The organism is Streptomyces sp. MB09-02B (assembly GCF_033794485.1).
Lineage (GTDB): Bacteria > Actinomycetota > Actinomycetes > Streptomycetales > Streptomycetaceae > Streptomyces.
This window is the reverse complement of the sequence record NZ_JARGEE010000028.1, coordinates 1-23,637: the sequence shown is the minus strand read 5'-3', so window position 1 is coordinate 23,637 and position 23,637 is coordinate 1. Positions and strand designations below refer to the sequence as shown.

The window sequence follows — 23,637 nt, the reverse complement described above, 5'->3', positions numbered from 1 at the left end:
CGTCTAGCGTTCAGGTTGTCACTCAGCGGGCATCACCAGCGTAAACAGTTGCGCGATACACGTGAATGCCGAGGACGGGGGATGGAAGAGTCGTGAGCGAGGGGCCCGGCATCCGGGACGACGGGGACCTGCCGGAGGACCTGACCGCCGCCGAGGCGGGCATGTGGCAGGCCTTCCGCAACGGCAGCGTGTACGACCTGCGGGACGGGGACGTCGCCGTGGACGATCCGCACGGCGGCCACCCCTGGGGTCCCGAGCGGTCCGTGCGGGCCCGGATCGTGGCCTGGCTGCTGCTGGACGGCCCGCCCGCGCTGGCCGGCCGGGTGTCCGCGCTGAAGCTGGTCGGCGTCCAGATCTTGGGCGTCCTGGAGCTCGCGGGCGGCCAGGTGGTGCCGTACGTGGAGATGAAGGGCTGCCGGTTCGAGAAGGAGATCCTGCTGCCGGAGGCCCGGTTCACGACCGTACGACTGGTGGACTGCTCGGTGCCCCGACTGGAGGCCGCCCGGCTGCACACGGAGGGCGATCTGCATCTGCCGCGCTGCCGGTTCCACAACGGGGTGCGACTGGCCGACGCCCAGATCGGCACCGATCTGCTGCTCAACCAGGCGGTCGTCTACCGCGACCGGCACGGCCGCTCCCTCTCCGCCGACGGGCTGACCGTCGCGCAGGACGTGCAGGCCGAGATGCTGGAGTCGCACGGCGAACTGAGTCTGCGCGGCGCGACGGTCGGGGCCTCGCTCAGCCTGCGCGGCAGCCGGCTCGCCAACCCCTACGGCCGGCTCGCCCTGAACGCGCCGCAGCTGACCGTGGAGCGCACCCTGTATCTGACCCCGGCCGGCATCGGCAATCCGCTGCACACCAGCGGCAGCACCCCCGCGCGCGGGACCCGGGTGCAGCGCTTCGAGTGCCAGGGCGGGATCAGGCTGGACGACGGACGGTTCGGCGACTCCGTCGACCTGGAGCGGGCCCGGTTCACCTTCACGGATGACCAGGAGCTGTCGCTGCGCCGGGTCCAGGTGCCCGAGCTGCGCTTCCTCGGGGAGAAGCCCGAGCGCGGCAAGGTCGTCCTGTCCGGGGCCCGGGTCGGCGTCCTGATCGACAAGTCGGAGAGCTGGCCCGGCCCCGGCAACCTGCACATGGGCGGCTTCCAGTACGAGACCCTCGTACCGCGCGGCCAGTTCCCGCTGGCCGAACGGCTGGAGTGGGTGGCGGCGGCGACCGCCGAGTACAGCCCGGAGCCGTACGAGCGGCTGGCGACCGTGCTGCGGGCCGGCGGGGACGACGAGGGCGCCCGCGAGGTGCTCCTCGCCAAGCAGCGCCACCGGCGCGAGAACCTGCCGCTGGCGGCCAAGCTCTGGGGGTACGCGCAGGACTGGACGGTCGCCTACGGGTACCGGCCGGGCCGGGCGGCGGTGTGGATGGCGGTGCTGTGGGCGCTCACCTCGTACGCCTTCTCGCACGCCGAGCATCCGCCGATGAAGAGCGGCGAACACCCGGACTGGAACGCGTCCCTGTTCGCCCTTGACCTGCTGCTGCCGGTCATCGACCTCGGCCAGGTCGGCTACTGGCAGCTGGAGAACAGCTGGCAGTGGCTGGCGGCGGTGGTCATCATCCTGGGCTGGATCCTGGCGACGACGGTGGCGGCAGGCGCCACCCGCCTCCTGAGCAGGAACTGACCGGTTCCGTACGGGAGTCGACCGGATGTCGACCGGGTCTCGACCGGATGTCAACCGGATGTCGACCGATGTTTTCGAACCGATCTCCGATCCTCCAGACAACCTGACTCGTCGTCCCTCCGTCTTCACAGCGAACCATCAATCCGCGAAACCACGACGGTGAGTACCCGGTCCGCGAGAGCGGCACCGGGCGAGGCGCAAAAGGGGGCCAGGCGCCATGGATCCGCTGCGTGCGCTCGTCCGTACTGCTCGGATGGCACGTCACACCTCACGGCTCGCCGCGGGCCTGACCGCCGACGACGAGGTCCTGCTCGACGCCCCGGACGAACGGCTCGGGCCCGCGCTGGTGGCGGCCGGCCGCGGCGACCACACCCCCGCGGCGAAGCTGCTGGCGACCACCCGGGAGGCCGCCGAGTGGGAGAACCGCGACCGGTACGCGCTGCGGCTCGCCGCCTTCGCCGACGCGCGCGACGCGTGGCTGCGGAGTTGGCACCGGGCCGCACCGCACGACCCGGACGTCCTGCTGGTCAGGGCCGAACTGGCGGTGGCCCGCGGCTGGCGCTCCCCCGCCCGAGCCGAACTGCTGCGCGAGGTCGGCCCGTTGATCACGGCAGCGGCCGAGGGCGAACCGCGCGATCCCGTGCCCTGGCGGATCGCGCTCGACCACGCCCGGGGCACCGGGCTCGGCCACTCCGGCTTCGAACAGCTGTGGGCGGAGGCGGTCCGCCGCTCACCGCACCACTACGGCTGTCATGTCTCGGCCCTGAAGTACCTGTCCGCCGCGTGGTACGGCTCGCACCGCGAAAGCTTCGACTTCGCCGAGCGGGCCGCCGAGGACGCGCTCCCCGGGTCACTCGTCCGGGCCCTGCCGGTGCGGGCGGCCTTCGCGTACCTCGCCGACGGCGGCGGCGCCGCGATCCCGCGCGAGCGCCTGGACCGGGCGGCGGACGGGGCGATCGCGCTCTCGGCCGAGTACGGGCCCGGCGACCCGTGGCCTGCCGAGGTCCGCAACCTGCTGGCCTACGTCCTCGTCAGGCTGGAGCGCTGGTCCGACGCCCTGGCCCAGTTACGGATGATCGGCCCGTACGCCACGTCGTTCCCGTGGGACCGCGTGTCGGACGATCCGCTGGGCCAGTTCCTCCAGCTGCGGGACGGCGTACGGCTGGAGGTGGCGTGCTCGATCCCGCTGCGCGCGCGTCGGAAGGGGCCTGCGCGGGCCGAAGGATAGCTCTCCCGGGAGGTCACCAAACGAGTACGGACGAACGCGCGCGGCCCGACGACCATTAGGCTCTGGCCTCGTGACCACCGTCCGGCTGCCGCTCTTCCCCCTGAACTCGGTGTTGTACCCGGGGCTCGTGCTTCCTCTGAACATCTTCGAGGAGCGCTATCGCGCCATGATGCGCGAGTTGCTGAAGACCCCCGAGGACCAACCCCGCCGCTTCGCCGTGGTCGCCATCCGCGACGGCCACGAGGTCGCGCCGAGCGCCCCGGGCATGCCGGATCCCACCGCGCTGCCCGACCGGGGCCCGACGGCGGGCTTCGGCGAGGAGCCGACGAAGGCGTTCCACTCCGTGGGCTGTATCGCGGACGCGGCCACCATCCGGGAGCGCGACAACGGCACGTACGAGGTCCTCGCGACCGGTACCACCCGCGTGCGCCTGCTGTCGGTGGACGCCACGGGTCCGTTCCTCGTGGCGGACCTGGAGGAGCTGCCGGAGGACGCGGGCGACGAGGCGGGCGCGCTCGCCGAGGGTGTCCTGCGGGCGTTTCGCCAGTACCAGAAGCGGCTCGCGGGCGCCCGGGAGCGCTCGCTGTCGACGGGTGCGGACCTGCCCGACGAGCCGGCCGTCGTCTCGTACCTGGTCGCGGCGGCGATGATGCTCGACACACCGGCCAAGCAGCGACTCCTCCAGGCCCCCGACACGGCGTCCCGGCTGCGGGACGAGCTGAAACTCCTGCGCGCCGAGTCCGCGATCATCCGTAGTCTGCCGTCGTTGCCCGCGTCGGAGCTGACGCGGGGCCCGACGAGCCTCAACTGACGCACACGAGAAGGCCGATGGCGAAGAAGTCGAAGAAGCAGCAGGCGGGCGGCACGCCCGCGACGGTGGCCCTGACGGCGGCGGGCGTGGAGTACACCGTGCACGCCTACGAGCACGATCCGGCGCACCCCTCCTACGGTGAGGAGGCGGCCGAGGCGATGGGCGTGTCGCCCGAGCGGGTCTTCAAGACCCTGGTGGCGGACGTCGACGGCGCGCTCGTGGTGGCGGTCGTGCCGGTGGCGGGCTCGCTGGACCTGAAGTCGCTGGCGACGGCGGTCGGCGGCAAGCGGGCGGCGATGGCCGACCCCACGCTCGCGGAGCGCACGACGGGGTATGTGCGGGGCGGGATCTCCCCCCTCGGCCAGCGCAAGCGGCTCCGCACGGTGCTGGACGCGTCGGCGGACGCGCACGCGACGATCTGCGTCTCGGCTGGGCGGCGGGGGCTGGAGGTCGAGCTGTCCCCCGGGGACCTCGCGAAGCTCACGGAGGCGGTGACCGCGCCGATCGCTCGCGCGTGACGTGCGGGGGACGGCGCGTTCTCGGCTGCCGGGCCGGTGGGCTTCTCGCGCAGTTCCCCGCGCCCCTGAAAAGCAGGGGCTGCGCCCCGTGCTTTTCACCCCGCGGCCCCGTCGCTTTCAGGCCCGTAGGCGCCTGATGCCTTTAGGGGCGCGGGGAACTGCGCGAGAAGCCCCACCGGGCCGCACTCGCCGACGCACCAGAACCCCCGAGCTGTCAGGCGCCCGAACATCACACCACCGACGCGCCGTACCCGTCCTTCCCCGGCTCGGACTCGAACGGCTCGGGATCACGCGGTCCGAACAGCGCCGTCAATCCGAGGTGCACCAGCAACCCCGCGAACGGCCACGCCAACAACGCCCCCTTCGCCGCGAGCTTCAGCGGCGCCGAGAACGTCACCCCCTGCCCGACCTCCTTGGCCCGCGCGGCGACATCGGTCCCGGGCCCGAGCCACACCCCGAGCCGCCACGCCACCACGGCCCCCAGCAGCCCGCCGACCATGAGCGCCACGGTGAGCGGCACCCCGCCACGCCGGCGCAGCAGGAAAACAACAAGGCCGCTGAGCGCACCCGCACCCAGGGCCAGCAGCGTGAACGTTCCGTCGACACCCACGGCCTGCTCGCCCTCGGTGTCCTTGAAGTAGACGGCCGAGCCGTCGGAGACGAGCGGCACGTGCGGCGCGAGCCACCACCACAGGACGCCCAGCACCGCGCCGCCGAGCAGCGCCATGACCACGGTGACGACGGCGGCCTCGATCACCTCGGTCCGGAGCCCGGGGCCGGCCGGCTTCTCCGGATTCTCCGACCCGTACCAGGGTTCCGCCCCGCCCCCACCGCTGGTGGGCGGCGGAGCCCACGGGTCGTTCGGGGACTGGTCGTGCGGCGGCGGTGGAGGAGTCAACGGTGCGGTCACTCTGCCATCGTGCCAGGCCCGCCCGCGCGCCGCGTCACCGGACGGCGGCCCGCCGGTACGCCCAGGTGGCGACGGCGAGCGAGACGACCCCGACCCCCGCGCACACGGCGAGGTTCCCGAGCACGAACGCCCAGTCGGGGTCCGGTCCGAACGTCCGCGCGAATGCCTCCACGCCGTACGTCGACGGCAGCAGGTCCCGGGCGAACTGCACGAAGCCCGGCATCCGGTCGGCCGGCAGCACGCCCAGCAGCAGCGCCGCCGACATGCCGAGCTGTCCGAGCACGGTGGCGAGCTCCGGGCGCGGGGCGAGCAGCCCCAGCGCGGCGCCCAGTCCGGCGAGCGCGGCCCCGGCCAGCGGGATCACGGCGGCGAGCACCCAGAGGTGGGTCAGCGGCAGCCCGAAGAGCACACAGCCGAAGACGGCGGTCACGACGGTCCCCGGCACGGTGAAGGAGGCGTACGCCCCCGCCGCGCCCAGCACCACGGCCGCCGGCGGCACCGGCAGCGTCGCGTAGTGGTCGAGTCCGCCGCTGGACCGCAGCTGCCCGAAGTACTGGGCCAGCAGGTTCAGCGCGACGAAGGCGACGACGAGCACCGCCGAGCCGGCGACCACGGCGTGCGCCTCGGCCCCGCCGTCCACCACTCCGCGCATCAGGATCATGATCCCGATCGACTGGAACGTGGCGACGAACAGGAGCGGGATCCGCGCGACCCGCGCCCGGGACAGCTGCGCCCGGTACACCGCGCAGAGCGACGGCCACAGGCGCGCGCGGGGCCCGAGCTCGGCGGCTCCGCGCTCCACGCGCTCCTCGACGGCCAGGGCCTTGCCCGGCAGGATCTCGGCGGGTACGACACTCACGTCGAGCTGCTCCTCTTCGCTTCGGCTGTCGCCCATTGTCGTACGGCTGCGGCAGCCCCGTCGTTCACCTGCGCACCGACTGTTCTCCGGCTCACGCCCGCGTCCCTCACCCCTTGACCAGTCCCTGAGCGCTGCCCGCGCTGCCGCCGAGCGCCAGGTAGACGTCCTCCAGGCTCGGTGTGGCGAGGGTGAAGTCGTCGAGCGCCACGAAGGCGGCGCCCCCGGTCACGGTGGCCACCACGGCACGCGCCTCCTCGGGCGCGAGCCGGAGCGTCCAGCGGCGCCCGGACTCCACGGCGCGCGGGCGCAGGGCCGCGACCTCGGGCACGTCCAGCGGTGCCTTCTCCCGCCACACCAGGTCGACCCGCACCTCGCCCGCGACCTGTTCCTTCAGCCCGGCCGGCGTGTCGCAGGCGATGACCCGGCCCTGGTCGAGGACGGCGACCCGGTCGAGCACGGTCTCGGCCTCGATGACGTTGTGGGTGACCAGCAGGACGGTGGTGCCGGACTCGGCGCGCCGCCGGTCGACAGCGGCCCACACGGCGCGCCGGGCCACCGGGTCCATTCCGCTGGTGGGCTCGTCGAGCACGAGCAGCGGACGCTCCCCGACGAGCGCGGTGGCGAAACAGGCGAGCCGACGCTGGCCGCCGGACAGCTTGTTCAGCGGCCGCGCGGCGAGTCCGGTCAGTCCCAGCTCCTCCAGTACGGCGTCCCGTTCGGCCCGCGCCCGCCGTACGTCCAGCCCGCGCAGCCGCCCGGTGGTCTCCGCGGCGAGCGCCACGGTCAGTTCGTCGAGGGCGGTCGACTCCTGCCCCAGATAAGCGAGGATCCGGGCGGCCCGCTCCGGGTGCCGCACGATGTCGTGGCCCAGGATGTCGACGGTGCCGTCGTCGGGCCGCATCAGCCCGGTCAGCTGTCGTACGAGGGTGGTCTTGCCGGCCCCGTTGGGCCCCAGCAGCCCGAAGATCTCCCCGCGCCGGACCTCCAGCGCCACCGCGTCGTTGGCCCGCACCTCGGGGGTCCCCGGCGTCCCGCGCCGTCCACGGGTCGCCGGATAGGTCTTGGTGAGCCCCCGCACAGCACACACGACGTCCCCGCCATGCCGGACCGCCTGTGCCGTACGCGTACTCACGAGGGACGAGCCTACGGGGTCCGGGGGCCCGTCCCCTCTCCGGGGCACCGCAGCGCGCCCCGTCAGGGGCGCGGGAAACTGCGCGACCAGCCAGAATCAACCCGCAGTCGCCCGAAAACAGTCAGCCCCGGCCCGTGAGGCGCCCTTACCGCTCCCCCGCCGGCGCGTGCTCGACCCCGGTCCGCACATCGATCTCCCGCCAGAACCCGGCCCTGATCGCATACCGGTCGTGCTCGTCGATCTGATCGTCCTTGTGCGCCAGCAGCCCGAACCGGGCGGCGTATCGCAGCAACTCCCCGTCCACCCGGTGCGGGACCCGCGGATACATCCCCGACAGCTTCTGCAGATGCGACTGGTCGGTCAGCCGGGCCATCCACCGCCGGGCGAACACCTGCCCGACCTCGAAGGGATCGCCCCCCACGGTCGTGATGTCCTCCTCCCGGTCGGCCCACCGCTGCTCCGCCGAGGTCAGCTGCGCCAGCGTCGGCATCGCCGCGGCCTCCGGCGGCTCCGCCGCGCCCCCGGGCCGGTCCACCCAGCCCTTGTCGGAGGACCACCTGAGCGTGGCGGTGGCCGGATGCTGCACGGCGTGGGCCCCCGGCCCCCGCATCGCCGCCAGGTCCTTCGGCGTCGGTACGCCCTTGGGCGCGGACGCCCGCTCCTCGCTGCCGTTGCGCGCGGCGCCGGCCGCCGAGGCGTGCTCGGGCTCTCCGGGTGACCGCTCGGCGGCCGCCGCGAGCGCCGACTCGGGCAGCGGCGCCGACAGGATCGCGGCGATCTCCGGCCGCGGCACCGGCTGGGGCGCGCAGACCCCGCCGAGGTCCTTGGCCCGTACGGCCTTGGTGATCCACATCCGGTCGAGGACCCGCCGCTCGTCGGCCTCGGCCACCAGGTCCTCGGACTGGTTGTAGTCGCCGTCGGCGGCCTGCACGGCCCACAGGTGGACGGCGACGCCGTGCTCCTTGGCGGCCATCATGCCGGGCAGCAGATCCCCGTCGCCGGTCACGAGGACCACGTCGGAGCAGGCGCGGTTGCGGGCCAGTTCGGTCAGTTCGGCGTGCATGGCGGCGTCCACGCCCTTCTGCGCCCAGCGTCCGTCGCTGCGGGTCAACGCGCCGAGCCGGACGGTCACCCGGGGCATCACGCGCAGCCTGCGGTGCTCGGGCTGCGGGACGCGGTCGGGGGCGCCGTCGAACCAGTAGATGCGCAGCAACGGCCGTTCGGTGTCGGCCTCGGCGCGTTCGCGCAGCCCCTGGATGAGGGCGGCGTGATCGACGGTGATGCGGGAGCGGGAGGGTTCCCCGGCGAGGAGGCTGGCGGCCGCGCCGAGCAGATACCCGGCGTCCACCAGGACGATGCAGCGGTCCACGCGATCCACCCTCTTTCCGGGAGGTTTGCTTCGGGCTTCCTTCGAGTCTGCCCGACCGCGCGGAGGTTAACGGCCGGAACTCGATCTTCGGCGTGGCGTATCCGGGCGCGCGCCCCCGTGGCGCGGCGCTCGGTCCGACAACTCTCGTCACGGACGGTGATTTTCCGAAATGCGGACCTTGTCATGCTATGTGAGTCTGGTCGCGGCCCTGGCCCCTAGATCCCCCACAGGAGGCAGATCACCATGGCCAAGAACAAGAAGCAGGACCGTAAGCAGCCCCAGTCCGAGCGTGGTCAGCAGCAGGCCCAGCAGTCCTCGCTGGAGACACAGGCCGAGCAGCGCGCGACCCAGGTGACGCCCGGCGACATGGCCCGCAAGGGCCGGCAGAAGCGCTTCGGTCACAACTGACATCTGCGTGAAGGCTGTTGCAGCCCAGGTACACCGAGGGGCGCGTCCGGAACACCGGATGCGCCCCTCGCGCGTTCACGCCCGTCGCGGGCCCCGAGTTGGTCCGAGGTCCACCCGGGTCCGCTCAGCCGGCCAGGCAGGACGGGCCGAGCAGTACCTTCAGGTCGCCGAAGAGGGCCGGGTCGGGCTTGACCCGGTGCCGGTCGAGGCGGAGCACGGTCGTCTTCGTCGGGCCCTGGAGCCTGATCCGGACCTCGCTGTCGCCCCTGTGGTGGGTGAGGATCTCGCCGAGCCGGCTCACCATGGGCGGGGTGACGCGGGTGGCGGGGATGGTGAGGATCACCGGCGCGTTGGTGCCCGCGTTCGACAGGTCGGGGACCTGCATCTCCATGGCGACGAGCCGCGGCACGTCCTCGCGCTTGTCGAGGCGGCCCTTGACGAACACGACGGCGTCCTCGACGAGTTGCGTGGAGACGAGCTGGTAGGTCGCCGGGAAGAACATGCACTCGATGGAGCCGGCCAGGTCCTCGACGGTGGCGATGGCCCAGGCGTTGCCCTGCTTGGTCATCTTGCGCTGGAGGCCCGAGATGATGCCGCCGATGGTGACGACCGCGCCGTCCGCGTGCTCACCGCCGGTGAGTTGGGCGATGCCCGCGTCGGCCTTGTCGGCGAGCACGTGCTCCAGGCCGAAGAGGGGGTGGTCGGAGACGTAGAGACCGAGCATCTCCCGCTCCTGGGCGAGGAGATAGGTCTTGTCCCACTCGTCGGTGGTGAACTCCACGTCGAGCCCGAAGCCCGGCTCGCTGGTGTCGTCCTCGCCCATGCCGCCGAAGAGGTCGAACTGGCCCTCGGCCTCCTTGCGCTTGACCGCGACCACGTTGTCGATCATCGGGTCGAAGTGCGCGGTGAGGCCCTTGCGGGTGTGCCCCATGGAGTCGAAGGCGCCCGCCTTGATCAGCGACTCCGTGGTCCGCTTGTTGCAGGCGACCGCCTCGACCTTGTCGAGGTAGTCCGGGAAGGAGGCGTACTTCCCCTTGGCCTTGCGGCTGCGGATGATCGACTCCACCACGTTCGTCCCGACGTTGCGGACGGCGGAGAGGCCGAAGAGGATCACGTCGTCGCCCTGGGCGGCGAAGTTCTGCTCGGACTCGTTGACGTTCGGCGGGAGCACCTTGATCTTCATGCGCCGGCACTCGTTGAGGTAGACCGCCGACTTGTCCTTGTCGTCCTTGACCGAGGTGAGCAGCGCGGCCATGTACTCGGCCGGGTAGTTGGCCTTGAGGTACGCCGTCCAGTAGGAGACCAGGCCGTACGCGGCGGAGTGGGCCTTGTTGAAGGCGTAGCCGGCGAAGGGGACCAGGACGTCCCACAGGGCCTGGATGGCCTCGTCGCTGTAGCCGTTCTTCTGGGCGCCGGCCTGGAAGATGGTGAAGTTCTTCGCCAGTTCCTCGGGCTTCTTCTTGCCCATCACCCGGCGGAGGATGTCGGCCTCGCCAAGGGAGTACCCGGCGATGATCTGGGCCGCCTTCTGCACCTGCTCCTGGTAGACGATCAGGCCGTAGGTGACCGCGAGGACCTCCTGGAGCGGCTCCTCCAGCTCCTTGTGGATCGGGGTGATCTCCTGGCGGCCGTTCTTGCGCTCGGCGTAGTTGATGTGCGAGTTCATGCCCATCGGGCCGGGCCGGTAGAGGGCCGAGACGGCGGAGATGTCCTCGAAGTTGTCGGGCTGCATCTGGCGGAGCAGCGAGCGCATCGGGCCGCCGTCGAACTGGAAGACACCGAGCGTGTCACCGCGGCAGAGCAGTTCGAAGGTCCTGGGGTCGTCCAGCGGGAGGGAGAGCATCTCCAGGTCGATGCCCTTGTTGGCCTTCACCATCTTGATGGCGTCGTCCATGATCGTGAGGTTGCGCAGGCCGAGGAAGTCCATCTTCAGCAGGCCGAGCGACTCGCACTGCGGGTAGTCCCACTGGGTGATGGTCACGCCGTCGGTGTGCCGCACCCAGATCGGGGCGTGGTCGACGATGGGCTCGCTGGACATGATCACGCCGGCCGCGTGCACACCCATCTGCCGGACCAGGCCCTCCACGCCCTTGGCGGTGTCGATGACCTTCTTCACGTCCGGTTCGTTCTCGTACATCGCCCGGATCTCGCCCGCCTCGCTGTAGCGCGGGTGGGAGGGGTCGGTGATGCCGTTGAGGTCGATGCCCTTGCCGAGGACGTCGGCGGGCATGGCCTTGGTGAGCCGGTCACCCATCGCGTACGGGTAGCCCAGCACGCGCGCGGAGTCCTTGATGGCGTTCTTCGCCTTGATCTTGCCGTAGGTGCCGATCATGGCGACCTTGTCGGCGCCGTACTTCTCCGTCACGTACCGGATCACCTCGACGCGCCTGCGCTCGTCGAAGTCGATGTCGACATCGGGCATGGAGATGCGCTCGGGGTTGAGGAACCGCTCGAAGATCAGGCCGTGCGGGATGGGGTCGAGGTCGGTGATGCCCATGGCGTACGCGACGATCGAGCCGGCCGCGGAGCCTCGGCCGGGGCCGACCGCGATGCCCTGCTTCTTGGCCCACATGATGAAGTCGGCGACCACGAGGAAGTAGCCCGGGAAGCCCATCGAGATGATGGTGTCCATCTCGTACTCGACCTGCTTCATGCGGTCGTCCGGGATGCCGTCCGGGAAGCGGCGGTGCATGCCGCGCATGGTCTCCTCGCGGAACCAGCTGACCTCCGTGTACCCCTCGGGGATGTCGAACTTCGGCATCAGGTTCCGGGCCTCGAACATGCCCGAGGTGTCGATCTGCTCGGCGACCAGCAGGGTGTTGGCGCAGCCCTCCTGCCAGGCGTCCGAGGAGTCGATGGCGTACATCTCGTCCGTGGACTTCAGGTAGTAGCCGGTGCCGTCGAACTTGAAGCGGTCCGGGTCGGAGAGGTTCTTGCCGGTCTGGATGCACAGCAGGGCGTCGTGCGCGGTCGCCTCGTGCGCGTACGTGTAGTGCGAGTCGTTGGTGACCAGCGGGGGGATGCCGAGCTTCTTGCCGATCTCCAGCAGGCCGTCGCGGACCCGGTGCTCGATCTCGATGCCGTGGTCCATCAGCTCCAGGAAGTACCGGTCCTTGCCGAAGATGTCCTGGTACTCGGCGGCCGACTTCAGGGCCTCGTCGAACTGGCCGAGGCGCAGCCGGGTCTGCAGCTCGCCGGAGGGGCAGCCGGTGGAGGCGATGAGCCCCTCGGACCACTGGGAGATGGTCTCCTTGTCCATCCGGGGCCACTTCTGCAGCCAGCCCTCGGCGTACGCGTCCGAGGAGAGCTTGAAGAGGTTGTGCAGGCCCGTCTTGTTCGCCGCCCAGATCGTCTTGTGCGTGTAACCACCCGAACCGGAGACGTCGTCCCGCTTCTGGTGCGGCTGGCCCCACTGGATCTTGCGCTTGTTGCGGCGGGACTCCGGGGCGACGTACGCCTCGATGCCGATGATCGGGGTGACGCCGGCCTTCTTCGCGGTGTGGAAGAAGTCGTACGCCCCGTGGAGGTTGCCGTGGTCGGACATCGCGATGTGGGTCATGCCCATCTCGTTGCACGCGTCGAACATGTCCTTCAGCCGCGCGGCACCGTCCAGCAGCGAGTACTGGGTGTGGACGTGCAGGTGCGTGAACGGCGGCTTTGACACGGCTTCGGCCTCCAGGGGACACAGGGAAAACAGGCGTGAACGACTTCCCCACGGGCTGCGGACAGTCTGGGGGACAGCGTCGAAGTCTATGCCTCGGCACTGACACGGGGGATCAATACTGTGGCGCGAAGCGTCTCGATGAGGGGTGGTGGTCGGGCGACGGGCGGGCCTCCCCCCGTACCTTTCGGGGAGGAGTCGTGGGCACTCCCGTGCGCGCTCGCACGTTGTGAGGTCGACCCACCCGTGATCCACCAGGAGGCACCCAGCGATGTCGGTTCCGCAGCTCAACGACGAGCGACGCGGTGAGGAGATCCTCGCCGTCTTCGACACCGCCTTCGGCCAGCTCCTGGCCGCCGACCCGGCCGCGTTCCGCGTGAAGTTCCGGAAGATGGCGGCCTCGGCCTTCGCGTTCTACCGGGGCACGGCGTGCCTGTTCTACAAGGACCTGGAGGAGGAGAACGCCGGGCGGGGTGGTGGGAGCGAAGGTGCCGGTCCGTACCTGGACGAGCGCACCTCGCGCGTGTGGATCCACGGCGACCTGCACGCGGAGAACTTCGGCACGTACATGGACTCCACGGGCCGCCTGATCTTCAACGTCAACGACTTCGACGAGGCGTACGTCGCCCCCTTCACCTGGGACCTGAAGCGCTTCGCCGCCTCCGTGGCGCTCATCGGGTACGCGAAGGCGCTGAGCGACGAGCAGATCACGGAGCTGGTGGAGATCTACGCGGCCGCCTACCGCGAGCGGATCCACGCCATAGCGACCGGCGCCAAGCGGGACGAGGTGCCCCCGTTCACCCTGGACACCGCTCAGGGCCCGCTGCTGGACGCTCTGCGCGACGCCCGCTCGCTGACCCGCTTCGGCCTGCTGGACTCGATGACGGAGATCCGCGACTTCGAGCGCCGCTTCGCACCGGGCGGCGGCTCCATCGAGCTGGACGCGGCCACGCGCTACAAGGTGCTGGCCGCCTTCGACGGCTATCTGGAGACGCTCCCGGAGTCGTCCCTGACCCGCCCCGACTCGTACCGGGTGAAGGACGTCGTCGGCCGCCGGGGCATCGGCATCGGCTCGGCGGGGCTGCCGTCGTACAACATCCTGCTGGAGGGGCAGAGCGACGCCCTGGAGAACGACGTCGTGATCTACATCAAGCAGGCCCAGACCCCGGCCGTCTCCCGGCACATCACCGACCAGCGCATCCGTGACTACTTCGAGCACGAGGGCCACCGCACGGTGATCTCCCAGCGCGCTCTGCAGGCGCACGCGGACCCGTGGCTGGGCTGGACCGAGCTGGACGGCGCCGGGCAGCTGGTCGCCGAGGTCTCGCCGTACGCGGTGGACCTGGACTGGAGCGACATCGACGACCCGGAGGAGATCGCGGCGGTCGTCGCCGATCTCGGCCGGGCCACGGCCACGATGCACGCGGCGGCGGACGACCTGACCGGGCAGTCCCTGGTGCCGTTCTCCACGGAGCGGGCCATCGACGCGGCCATCGCGGCGGACGAGGAGGGCTTCGCCCCGCTCCTGGTGGACTTCGCCCACGCGTACGGGGCCCGCGCGCGTGCGGACCACCAGATCTTCGTCGACCTCTTCCGCAACGGCCGGATCCCCGGTCTGTAGCCGTCCGAGCCGTCCGAGCCGTCCGGCATCCTTCCGAATGCGCCACCCACAGGGGCCCTTTAGCGGTCCCTTACGGGTGAACGTGGGAGACTCTCCGACGCCATGGACATATCCGGGACCCACTTCAGAGCCGTACGCGCGGTGCTGTTCACGACGGTCGTCGTGACGCTCGGCACCGCGTCGCACGTGCTGCTGTCCGGGGTCCCGCTCCCGCTGACCACCGTCGCCGCGATCACCGCCGTCGTCTTCGCCGTCTCGTACGCGCTGGCGGGCCGTGAGCGCGGCTTCGGACGGATCGCCGGCGTACTGATCCCGCTGGAGCTGGCCGCCGACACGGTGTTCACCGCGGGCCAGCACGCCTGTTACGGCGAGGCGGGCGGCCCGGTCACCGGTCCGCTGCGGCAGGTCGGGCTCGACGTGCTGTGCGGCGGCAGCGTCGGCGCACCGCTGGCGCGGGTCACCGGCGGCTCCGAGCGGGCGGCCACGCTGCTGGCGGGCGCCGGCCCGACCGCCGCCTGGCTGCTGCTCGCCGCGCACGTCGGCGTGGGCCTGCTGGCCGCCGCCTGGCTGCGCCGGGGCGAGCGGGCGCTGGCCCAGCTGCTGGAGGCCGCGGTCGCCGCCGGCTTCCGGCCGCTGCTGATCGCGGTCGCCTCCGTCCTGGTACGGCCCGCCCCGGCGGAGCACCGGCCGCGGCGCGTCGCGGACCGTACGGCCACCGCCCGCACCCTTCTCTTCGCCCACTCCCTGGGACGGCGTGGACCGCCGTGCTCGGTCACGTTCGCGTGACCGCCTTCCGAGCACGAGCACATCCACGTCACACCCATCCGCGCACCCCGGGTGCGCGTTCCCCAGGGAGTCACCCTTATGAGCAAGCGGAACAGCAACGCGGCGAAGTCGGCGGCCCGTGAGCGGCTGCGTCTGGAGCGCGAGCGTCAGGCCAAGCGCGCGAAGGTCAGGCGCCAGGCGATCGTGGCGTCGTCGATCGTCGCGGTCCTCGCGATAGCGGGCGGCATCGGCTACGCCGTCGTCCAGAACAACAAGCCCACCAAGTGGGAGGCGGCCGCCGACGCCACGGTGGTCGCGCCCTCCAACACCTCGGGCAAGAACGGCACCACCGTCCTGATCGGCGACTCCAAGTCCGACAACGTGGTCCACCTGTACGAGGACCCGCGCTGCCCGGCCTGCGCCAGCTTCGAGCAGACCGTCGGCGAGACGGTGAACAAGGGCATGGAGGACGGCGACTACAAGCTCTCCTTCACCCTCGGCGCCTTCCTCGACGGCAACCTCACCGGCGAGGGCTCGAAGAACGCGCTGAGCGCGCTCGGCGCCGCCCTGGACGTGAGCCCCGAGGCCTTCCTCGACTACAAGGCCGCGCTGTACTCGACGAAGTACCACCCGTCGGAGTCGACCGACGAGTTCGCCAAGGACAGCTATCTGATCAAGGTCGCGAACACGGTCGACGCGCTGAAGAACAACAAGAAGTTCCAGGACGCCGTCGAGAAGGGCACCTACGACGCCTGGGCGATGCGGATGAGCAAGTCCTTCACCGACGCCGAGGGGGTCGAGTCGACCCCGACCATCAAGATCAACGACAAGACGGTCAAGAACCCGTCCTCGGTCGCGGACTGGGAGACGGCGCTCAAGGACGCGGGCGTGACGAAGTAGCGACCTGGCGGCCTGGTGGCCGTAGCCGCGTGCTCGACGCGGCTACGGCCACCGGCTGCGGCTACGGCTGGGGCTACGGCGCGATGTACGGCTTGACGCGCTTGCGGTAGTCCTCGGGCCGGACCTCGTTGTAGTACTTGTCCGCGTCCTCGTCGTCCGAGGTGAAGATGTAGGCCGGGCACTCGTCGGACTCGGCCTTGCCGCTGTGCGCGTACTGCTCCTTGCCGGTGCGCGCCACGACGACCCGCAGCCGGTACTCGGTGTTGTACGTCTTGATCTTCAGCGGCTTGCCGTCGGCCTCCATGTCGCAGACCTTGCCGGTCGCGGTGACCTTGGTGCGCTCGACGCAGACCACCAGCTCCGTCTGGGCCGGCTTGTCCTCGTAGCCGAGGAACCAGCCCTTGGGGAAGTCGCCGTCGAGGGGCACGCTGCTGTTCCAGCCGTCGCCGGTGCTGTTCATGAGCTGGGCCGGGTGCACGGTCTTCTTCGTGCGGTCGTAGGCCGGCAGTCCCGCGAAGCCGAGTCCGTCCGTGCAGACCCGCTCCAGGTCCTGGGTGGTCAGCGGAACCTCCGGTTCGTCGGCGGCGGCACCGGCCGACGAACCGCCGCCGCTGCCTCCCCCGGTGCTCCCGGTGCTGACGCTGCTCCCGGTGGATGACGAGCACCCGCACAGGACCACACCCAGCACTCCGGCGGCGACCCACACCCGGGCACGCTGCATCGACGACCTCCCTGCCTGAAGAGAAAAGAAGCAGGCAGGGCATGTCCCCCCGGGTCATGCCCTGTCCCCCTGCCCTGCCGAGACAGAAGCGTGCCGGACCCCGGGGCGCCCGGCATCGGGGAAGAGCCCCCATGTAGTTGTGCGGCTCCTGTGAAACCGGGGGCTACTCTGTACGCGCCTCGAAGACGCCTGCGAGGGGCGCCCGGCGGGGTGTCGTGCGGGGGCCGCCGCCCGGCGTACGCCTGGGGGACGTACGCGAGGCGTACGGGGGCGTGCGGGGGCGTGCGGGGGTTGTCACGACCATCCCAACAGGGCGCAGGGGGCCTGGAGTTGTCGTCTTTCTCGGAGCCGTCGCTCTCTTCGGAGCCGTCGTTCTCTTCAGAGCCGTCGTTCTCTTCGCTGTCCTCGCCCGCGCTGGTCGGCAGGGAGGCGGAGCGCGAGCTACTGGGAGCCGTCCTCCGGGCGGGCCGTAACGGGCGGGGTTCGTCGGTCTTCCTGCTGGGCGAGCCCGGCATCGGCAAGTCCCGGCTCGTCGAGGAAGCCGCGTCCGCCGCCGCACGCGCCGGGGCGCGTGTCCTACGCGGACGAGCCGCGTCCGCCGGGCGCTCGGTGCCACTGCGCCCCCTCGCGGAGGCCGTGTTCTCCGGGTTACGGGGCGAGGGGGCGCCCTCGGACGGGGATCTGGGCCTCTACGAGCCGCTGCTGACCCGGCTGTGCGGGCTCGCACCGCAGGACGGCGCGCCCCTCGTCGGATACGCCGAGGCGGTGCTGCGGCTCCTGCACGTCCTCGGCCGGGACGGCGGCTGCGTCCTGATACTGGAGGACCTGCACGACGCCGACGCCGACACGCTCGCCATCGTCGACTACCTGACCGACAACCTCTCCGGGCAGCGGACGGTCCTGCTGGCGACCCTGCGCGGCGAGTCCGGCCCCGCGCTCGACCTCGCCGGGGCCGCCACGTCCCGTCGTACGGCCCGCACGATCCGCCTCGCCCGCCTCGGGCCGGCCGGCACCGCCGAGCTGGCGGCCCGCTGCCTTGGCCACGAGTCCGTCGACGACGTCCCGACCGCCGTGCTGAACCGGCTGCACACCGTGTCCGAGGGCGTCCCGTTCGTGGTGGAGGAACTGCTGCGCGCCATGGTCGACGGCGGCGGTCTCGTCCGGGACGGGGACTCCCGCTGGACGGTGGCGGGCTCCCTCGACGCCGGTGTCCCCGCCACCGTCGCCGCCGCCGTCCTGCAACGCGTGGACCAGCTGCCGCCCTCCGGTGTCGCCCTCCTGGAGGCGGCGGCGGTCCTCGGCCGACGCTTCCCCGTCGACATCGCCGCCCGCGCCGCCGGCCTTGACCGCGCCACCGCCCTCGCCCAACTCCGCCACGCCTCCCACGCCCACCTCGTCTCCGGCGCCGCCACCCCCGCCGATCCCGGCTGGCACACCTTCCGCCACGCCCTCACGGCCGACGCCATCACCCACCGCCTGCTCCCGGCCGAACGGGCGGCCCTGTGCCTGGCGGCGGCGGACGCGATCGAGGGGGCGTGGGGAGTGAGCGGCGAGGAGACGATCTCGGGCGGGACGCGTGCCGGTGGGCCCACCCCGACACGCCCGACCGCCCCAGACCCAGCGGCCCACGACACGCCGAGCGCCGGGCGCACCCATTCCCCAGAGCCCCCTGGTGTGCCCGGCGGGCAGCCTCGGGGCCGCGGCCCCGCCGACCGCCCCGAACCACGAACCAGCGAGGACGCCGGTGACGATCTGTACCGGCTCGCCGCGGAGTTGTGTGTCGCCGGGGGGCGGCCGGCGAGGGCGGCCGGGTTGCTCGCCCGGGCCGGTCGGCAGGCCGTCGCGCGGGGCGCGCTGCTGACCGCCGTCGAACTCCTCGACCGGGGCCTGGAACTGATCGCCGACACGCCGGACGCGCCGCCCGAGGCCGTGGCCCGGCTGCTGGAGGAACTGCTCGGCACGCTGGTGCTCACCGGCGACGTACGGCGCGTACCCGAACTCGGTGACCGGCTGGAGCGTGTCCTGACGGTGTCCGGCGCTCCGGCCGGCCGTCGGGCCGCGGGCTTCCTGACCCGGGCCCGGGCCGCGGCGACCGCCCAGCAGTGGGAGGAGGGCCTGACCGCCGTACGGCAGGCGAGGGACCTGCTCGGCGACACGCCCGACCCGGCTTCCCGCGCCTCGTTGGACGCGGTCGCCGCCCACCTGGTGCTCAACTCACAGCGCCCGGACCGGCTGGAGACCGCTCGCGCGCTCGCCGAGGGCGCCGTCGCGACCGCCGAGGAGGTGGGGTTGCCGGAGGTGGCGTGCAAGGCGCTCAACATGCTCGGGTACTGCCTGCGCCCCCGGGACCTGGGGGAGGCGGAGGACGCGTTCGCCCGCCTGGTCGCCACCGCCGAGGCACACGCGCTGCCGGTGTGGCGGATCCGGGGTCTGCTGGAACTGGGCGTGCTCGACCGCGTCCGGTTCACCGGCACGGACCGACTGCTCGCCGCGCGCGGGGCCGCCGAGGACACCGGCGCGGTGCTCATGACCGCCTGGGCCGACATGCATCTGACCCTCGCCCACATTCTGCGCGACGAACAGGACCGGGCCGCGGAGTCCGCGCGACGCCTCCGGGAGACGGCCCGCCGACTGCGGTTGCGCGAGGTGGAGTTGATCGGTGCCGGCGTGGACGGGATCATCGCCGCCTCGCTCGGGGAGCGCGAGAAGCTCGACGCCACCCTGCGCACGCTGGAGCGCGCGCTCGCCGGGCGCAGCGCCGGGGCGCTCTGGGGCTACGCCGACACCTCGGTGTGGGGCTGGGCCCAGGGCATCTGCTCCCTGCTGCGGGAGGAACCCGACCGCGCGCTGGCCGAGTTCACCGAGGCGGACGCCGTCATGCGGGCCCTGCCCAGCACCCGTGGCGTCACCGGCTTCCTCGGGCCGTACCTCCTGCTGCGTACCCTGCGCGGCACGACCGACTGGGGCGAACTCGACGGCCCCGGCACCGAACGACTCGCCCAGGTCCACTGGGACCGCCCCTTCGCCGGCTGGTCCCGGGCCGTCCTGCTGGGCCGCGAGGGCCGGACCGCCGAGGCCGCCAAGACGGCGGAGGAGGCCCTGACCGACACCGCCGCGATCCCGCTGGCCGCCCACCTCTGTCTGCGGCTGGGCGCCCAGGCCGCACTCGTCGACGGCTGGGGCCGACCCGTCGCATGGCTGCGCGCCGCCGAGCAGTTCTTCCACGAGCGGGGCACGACCCGCGTGTCCGCCGCGTGCCGGGCGCTGCTGCGCGACGCCGGTTCCCCCGTCCCGCGCCGCCGTCAGGGGCACGACACGATCCCGGGAGAACTGCGTCGTGTGGGGGTGACCGCCCGGGAGTACGAGGTGCTGCGTCTGCTCGCCGCCCGGCTCGGCAACCAGGAGATCGCCGACCACCTCTTCCTCTCCCCCCGCACCGTCGAGAAGCACCTCGCCAGCCTCCGCCACCGCACCGACAGCTCCGACCGCGCGGCCCTGATCGCCCTGGCCAGACGCTACGCCGACGATCGGTGACCGCCGGGGGCACGGGCTCCCCAAAGCCCTGATCGCGGAGTCCGATCCGACGAACAACGCACGGCTGTCTGAACATTGAGCGGATTTCGGGCCTCTGTCTTACCTCCGGCCCTACCCATCAGTAATCTCATCGGCCGTGACCAGTCGCAGATCTCACTCCAGCCCCGACTCCCCGACCCTGCCCACGAGTTCGTCCGCCCCGAGTCGCCGTACGGTGGTCAAGGCGGCCACGGCCGGAGCCGTCCTCGCGGCACCGCTGGCGGCCGCGACACCGGCACGCGCGGCCGAGTCCCCGGCCTTCCTGCACGGGGTCGCCTCCGGTGATCCGCTGCCCGACGGTGTCCTGCTGTGGACCCGGGTGACGCCCGACGCAGCCGCGCTGCCCGGCTCCGGCGTCGGCCCGGACGTCGAGGTCGGCTGGACCGTCGCCCTGGACAAGGCGTTCACCACCATCGTCGCCAAGGGGTCGACGACCGCGAGCGCCTCCTCCGACCACACCGTCAAGGCGGACGTACGCGGCCTGGCGCCCGCCACGAACTACTGGTTCCGTTTCTCGGCCGGCGGCACCGACTCCCCCGTCGCGCGCACCCGTACCGCCCCCGCCGCCGACGCGTCCGTCACCGGCCTGCGCTTCGGCGTGGTGTCCTGCGCCAACTGGGAGGGCGGGTACTTCGCGGCCTACCGTCATCTCGCCGCGCGCGGTGACCTGGACGCGTGGCTGCACCTCGGCGACTACATCTATGAGTACGGCACCGGCGAGTACGGCACCCGCGACAGGGTCGTACGCCCGCACGCGCCGGCCCACGAGATCCACTCCCTCGCCGACTACCGCGTCCGGCACGCCCGTTACAAGACCGACCCGGACCTCCAGGCCCTGCACGCGGCCGCGCCGGTCGTCGCCATCTGGGACGACCACGAGATCGCCAACGACGCCTGGTCGGGCGGCGCCGAGAACCACACCGAGGGCACGGAGGGCGCCTGGGCGGCCCGTCAGTCGGCGGCCAAGCAGGCCTACTTCGAGTGGATGCCGGTGCGCCCGGCCGTCGCGGGCACCACCTACCGGCGGCTGCGTTTCGGCAAGCTCGTCGACCTCTCGCTCCTCGACCTGCGCTCCTTCCGGTCGCAGCAGGTGGGCATAGGCGACGGCGAGGTCGACGACCCGGACCGTACGCTGACGGGCCGGGCGCAGCTCGACTGGCTGAAGGCCGGGCTGAAGTCCTCCGACACGACCTGGCGCCTGGTCGGCAACTCGGTGATGATCGCCCCGTTCGCCCTCGGCAACCTCACCGCCGACCTCTTCGAACCCCTCGCCGAACTGCTGGGCCTGCCGAGGGAAGGGCTCGCCCTCAACCCGGACCAGTGGGACGGCTACACCGACGACCGCCGCGAACTCCTCGCCCATCTGCGGCAGAACGCCATCCGCAACACCGTCTTCCTCACCGGCGACATCCACATGGCCTGGGCCAACGACGTGCCGGTCAACGCCGGTACGTACCCACTGTCGGCCTCCGCCGCCACCGAGTTCGTGGTCACGTCGGTCACCTCCGACAACCTGGACGACCTGGTCAAGGTCCCGGAGGGCACCGTTTCCGCCGTGGCCTCACCGCTGATCCGCGCCGCCAACCGGCACGTCCACTGGGTCGACACCGACCGGCACGGCTACGGCGTCCTGGACATCACCGCCGCGCGGGCCCAGATGGACTTCTACGTCCTGTCCGACCGCACGAAGCCCGACTCGACCTCGTCCTGGGCGCGCTCGTACCGGACACGGAGCGGGACGCAGAAGGTGGAGCGGACGTACGACCCGGTGTGATCCCGCCCGGGTCTCACAGGGTTGTGAGGAAGCCGAGGGCCACGTGCCAGGTGGCCTCGGCGGCCTCCTCGTCGTAGTCGGGGAGGTCGGGATCGGTGTAGAGGTGGCCGGCGCCGGCGTATCTGTAGACCTCGACGTCGGCACCGGCCTTGCGCATCTGCAGGTACCAGGCGCTCAGCCAGTCGTCGGGCTCGAAGGGGTCGGGCTCCGCCACATGCAGTTGGACGGGCAGATCGTCCACGGAAGCGTTCACGGCGATGTCCGACGTGCCGTGCAGGAGCAACAGCCCGCGCGCGTTCTTGTCGCCCAGGGCGAGGGTCTGCGCGACGGCGGCACCGAGCGAGAACCCGGCGTAGACGATCCCTCGCTCCGAGTAGGGCGCGGCGGCCAGGACCGCCCGCTTCAGGACCTCTTCCCGGCCCAGCTCCTCGTTGAGGGCCCTGCCCTCCTCGACCGTGTCGAACGTCCGGCCGTCGAAGAGGTCGGGGGTCCACACCTCGTGTCCGGCGGCGCGCAGCCGGTCCGCCGCCCGGTGCACTGCGGGCCGCAGACCGTAGATCGAGTGGAAGAGCATGATGTTCATGGGGCCATGGTGCCAGCCGGGTCCGACAGCGGGTCCGCCGCCCGGCTCCGCGCCCGGCTCCCGCGCCCATACCCCGAGCGCGGCCGAAGTCACATGTTCATCACCCCGCGCGGCCGGTTACGTTCGAAGGCATGGAGAACCTACTCCGCCCATTGATCGTCATCGGTGGCTCGGTCGTCCTCACGCTGCTCATCGGCTGGACGACCGACCTGCTGCTGCGCAAAGCGGACCAGCGGCACCACGAGACACCCCTGTGGGGCCTGCTGCGCCGCGGCCGCATCCCCTACCAGCTGGTCCTGTGCGCGGCCTTCCTCAGAGCGTCGTACGACGAGGCGCAACTGCTGGAACAGCACCGCACCGCCGTCGGCCGCACCCTGACGCTGGTGCTGATCGGCGCCACGGCCTGGCTGGTGATCCGCATCGCGGCGGCGATAGTGGAGACGACGTACAGCCGTTACGCCCGCGCCCACCGCGATCCGGCCCGGGTACGCCGGGTACGGACCCAGGTGACGTTGATCATGCGGGTCGTCTCGGCGATCGTCGGTGTGGTGGCCGTGGCCGCGATGCTGCTGACGTTCCCGGCGATGCGCGCGGCCGGCGCCTCACTGCTGGCCTCGGCCGGCCTCCTGGGCATCGTCGCCGGTATCGCCGCGCAGTCCACGCTGAGCAACCTCTTCGCCGGGCTGCAGATCGCCTTCGGCGACATGGTCCGCCTCGGTGACGTGGTCGTGGTGGAGGGCGAGTGGGGCACGGTCGACGAGATCACCCTCACGTTCCTGACGGTCCGTACCTGGGACGAGCGCCGGATCACGATGCCGGTGTCGTACTTCACCTCGAAGCCGTTCGAGAACTGGTCGCGGGGCGGCGCCCAGATGACCGGCACGGTCTTCCTGCACGTCGACCACGCCGCGCCGCTGTCCGCGATGCGTGAGCGGCTCCGCGACATCCTGCGTTCCTGTCCCGCCTGGGACGGCCGTCACTACGACCTGACGGTCACCGACTCGACGCCCTCCACCATGGAGGTGCGCGCCCTGATGACCGCCAAGGACCCGGACGACCTGTGGACCGTCCGCGTCACCGTCCGCGAACAGCTCATCCAGTGGCTGACCGAGACCCACCCCTACGCCC

18 protein-coding genes are annotated in these 23,637 nt (G+C 71.7%); 11 read left to right on the top strand and 7 right to left on the bottom strand.

What is annotated here, in order from left to right; all coding sequences use genetic code 11:
• Window positions 1-92 precede the first annotated feature (92 nt).
• The 4 genes from P1P70_RS06715 (at window position 93) to ybaK (ending at window position 4,233) form a co-directional block, all read left to right on the top strand.
• Window positions 93-1,676, top strand: coding sequence for an oxidoreductase (locus P1P70_RS06715; protein WP_319235392.1), 1,584 nt, complete (start codon window positions 93-95; stop codon window positions 1,674-1,676).
• A 217-nt stretch (window positions 1,677-1,893) separates the two neighbouring features.
• Window positions 1,894-2,904 carry a hypothetical protein gene (locus P1P70_RS06710; protein ID WP_319235390.1) on the top strand — a complete coding sequence of 337 codons (1,011 nt, stop codon included), beginning with the start codon at window positions 1,894-1,896 and terminating at the stop codon, window positions 2,902-2,904.
• Between the two features lie 70 nt (window positions 2,905-2,974).
• On the top strand, window positions 2,975-3,715 hold the full coding sequence (locus P1P70_RS06705; protein ID WP_319235388.1) for an LON peptidase substrate-binding domain-containing protein: 741 nt from the start codon (window positions 2,975-2,977) through the stop codon (window positions 3,713-3,715).
• A 17-nt stretch (window positions 3,716-3,732) separates the two neighbouring features.
• Window positions 3,733-4,233 carry a Cys-tRNA(Pro) deacylase gene (ybaK, locus tag P1P70_RS06700; RefSeq protein WP_319235387.1) on the top strand — a complete coding sequence of 167 codons (501 nt, stop codon included), beginning with the start codon at window positions 3,733-3,735 and terminating at the stop codon, window positions 4,231-4,233.
• Window positions 4,234-4,462: 229 nt separating this feature from the next.
• Here ybaK and P1P70_RS06695 read toward each other — a convergent pair whose 3' ends face one another.
• From P1P70_RS06695 to P1P70_RS06680, 4 genes are all read right to left on the bottom strand, one after another.
• On the bottom strand, window positions 4,463-5,143 hold the full coding sequence (locus P1P70_RS06695) for a DUF2567 domain-containing protein (RefSeq protein WP_319235386.1): 681 nt from the start codon (window positions 5,141-5,143) through the stop codon (window positions 4,463-4,465).
• A gap of 34 nt (window positions 5,144-5,177) precedes the next feature.
• Window positions 5,178-6,002, bottom strand: a complete 825-nt coding sequence (locus tag P1P70_RS06690) for an ABC transporter permease (protein WP_319235385.1) — start codon at window positions 6,000-6,002, stop codon at window positions 5,178-5,180.
• Between the two features lie 106 nt (window positions 6,003-6,108).
• A complete protein-coding gene (locus P1P70_RS06685) occupies window positions 6,109-7,134 on the bottom strand; it encodes an ABC transporter ATP-binding protein (protein ID WP_319235384.1) in 1,026 nt (341 codons plus the stop codon).
• A 145-nt stretch (window positions 7,135-7,279) separates the two neighbouring features.
• Window positions 7,280-8,503 carry an NYN domain-containing protein gene (locus P1P70_RS06680; RefSeq protein WP_319235382.1) on the bottom strand — a complete coding sequence of 408 codons (1,224 nt, stop codon included), beginning with the start codon at window positions 8,501-8,503 and terminating at the stop codon, window positions 7,280-7,282.
• Between the two features lie 243 nt (window positions 8,504-8,746).
• On the opposite strand from P1P70_RS06680, the gene P1P70_RS06675 reads away from it, so the two are divergent.
• Complete coding sequence (locus tag P1P70_RS06675) at window positions 8,747-8,911, top strand: hypothetical protein (protein ID WP_239753452.1); 165 nt, start codon at window positions 8,747-8,749, stop codon at window positions 8,909-8,911.
• A gap of 124 nt (window positions 8,912-9,035) precedes the next feature.
• Here the strand turns inward: P1P70_RS06675 and dnaE are convergent, their stop codons facing one another.
• Window positions 9,036-12,575 carry a DNA polymerase III subunit alpha gene (gene dnaE, locus P1P70_RS06670; RefSeq protein ID WP_319235379.1) on the bottom strand — a complete coding sequence of 1,180 codons (3,540 nt, stop codon included), beginning with the start codon at window positions 12,573-12,575 and terminating at the stop codon, window positions 9,036-9,038.
• A gap of 268 nt (window positions 12,576-12,843) precedes the next feature.
• Here dnaE and P1P70_RS06665 point away from each other — a divergent pair, with 268 nt between their 5' ends.
• The 3 genes from P1P70_RS06665 (at window position 12,844) to P1P70_RS06655 (ending at window position 15,858) form a co-directional block, all read left to right on the top strand.
• Window positions 12,844-14,193, top strand: a complete 1,350-nt coding sequence (locus P1P70_RS06665) for a DUF2252 domain-containing protein (RefSeq protein ID WP_319235378.1) — start codon at window positions 12,844-12,846, stop codon at window positions 14,191-14,193.
• A 102-nt stretch (window positions 14,194-14,295) separates the two neighbouring features.
• Complete coding sequence (locus P1P70_RS06660) at window positions 14,296-14,979, top strand: hypothetical protein (protein ID WP_319235376.1); 684 nt, start codon at window positions 14,296-14,298, stop codon at window positions 14,977-14,979.
• Window positions 14,980-15,057: 78 nt separating this feature from the next.
• A complete protein-coding gene (locus P1P70_RS06655; protein ID WP_319235374.1) occupies window positions 15,058-15,858 on the top strand; it encodes a DsbA family protein in 801 nt (266 codons plus the stop codon).
• 73 nt (window positions 15,859-15,931) lie between these two features.
• Here the strand turns inward: P1P70_RS06655 and P1P70_RS06650 are convergent, their stop codons facing one another.
• A complete protein-coding gene (locus tag P1P70_RS06650) occupies window positions 15,932-16,579 on the bottom strand; it encodes a hypothetical protein (RefSeq protein WP_319235373.1) in 648 nt (215 codons plus the stop codon).
• Between the two features lie 330 nt (window positions 16,580-16,909).
• Between P1P70_RS06650 and P1P70_RS06645 the strand changes: the two genes are divergently transcribed.
• Together P1P70_RS06645 and P1P70_RS06640 are read left to right on the top strand one after the other, a co-directional pair.
• Window positions 16,910-20,113 carry a helix-turn-helix transcriptional regulator gene (locus P1P70_RS06645; RefSeq protein WP_319235371.1) on the top strand — a complete coding sequence of 1,068 codons (3,204 nt, stop codon included), beginning with the start codon at window positions 16,910-16,912 and terminating at the stop codon, window positions 20,111-20,113.
• Between the two features lie 136 nt (window positions 20,114-20,249).
• Window positions 20,250-21,926: an alkaline phosphatase D family protein gene (locus tag P1P70_RS06640; protein WP_413471425.1), complete on the top strand. Its 1,677-nt coding sequence runs from the start codon at window positions 20,250-20,252 to the stop codon at window positions 21,924-21,926.
• A 13-nt stretch (window positions 21,927-21,939) separates the two neighbouring features.
• Here the strand turns inward: P1P70_RS06640 and P1P70_RS06635 are convergent, their stop codons facing one another.
• A complete protein-coding gene (locus P1P70_RS06635) occupies window positions 21,940-22,509 on the bottom strand; it encodes a dienelactone hydrolase family protein (protein WP_319235370.1) in 570 nt (189 codons plus the stop codon).
• A gap of 131 nt (window positions 22,510-22,640) precedes the next feature.
• On the opposite strand from P1P70_RS06635, the gene P1P70_RS06630 reads away from it, so the two are divergent.
• Window positions 22,641-23,637, top strand: a 997-nt coding sequence (locus tag P1P70_RS06630; protein WP_319235368.1) for a mechanosensitive ion channel family protein, incomplete at its 3' end; no start/stop codon positions are given.

Coding starts and splice junctions, on each gene's coding strand:
- P1P70_RS06650 (WP_319235373.1), bottom strand. CDS start 16,579: ATGCAGCGTGCCCGGGTGTGGGTCGCCGCCGGAGTGCTGGGTGTGGTC.
- ybaK (WP_319235387.1), top strand. CDS start 3,733: ATGGCGAAGAAGTCGAAGAAGCAGCAGGCGGGCGGCACGCCCGCGACG.
- P1P70_RS06635 (WP_319235370.1), bottom strand. CDS start 22,509: ATGAACATCATGCTCTTCCACTCGATCTACGGTCTGCGGCCCGCAGTG.
- P1P70_RS06710 (WP_319235390.1), top strand. CDS start 1,894: ATGGATCCGCTGCGTGCGCTCGTCCGTACTGCTCGGATGGCACGTCAC.
- P1P70_RS06665 (WP_319235378.1), top strand. CDS start 12,844: ATGTCGGTTCCGCAGCTCAACGACGAGCGACGCGGTGAGGAGATCCTC.
- P1P70_RS06660 (WP_319235376.1), top strand. CDS start 14,296: ATGGACATATCCGGGACCCACTTCAGAGCCGTACGCGCGGTGCTGTTC.
- P1P70_RS06675 (WP_239753452.1), top strand. CDS start 8,747: ATGGCCAAGAACAAGAAGCAGGACCGTAAGCAGCCCCAGTCCGAGCGT.
- P1P70_RS06655 (WP_319235374.1), top strand. CDS start 15,058: ATGAGCAAGCGGAACAGCAACGCGGCGAAGTCGGCGGCCCGTGAGCGG.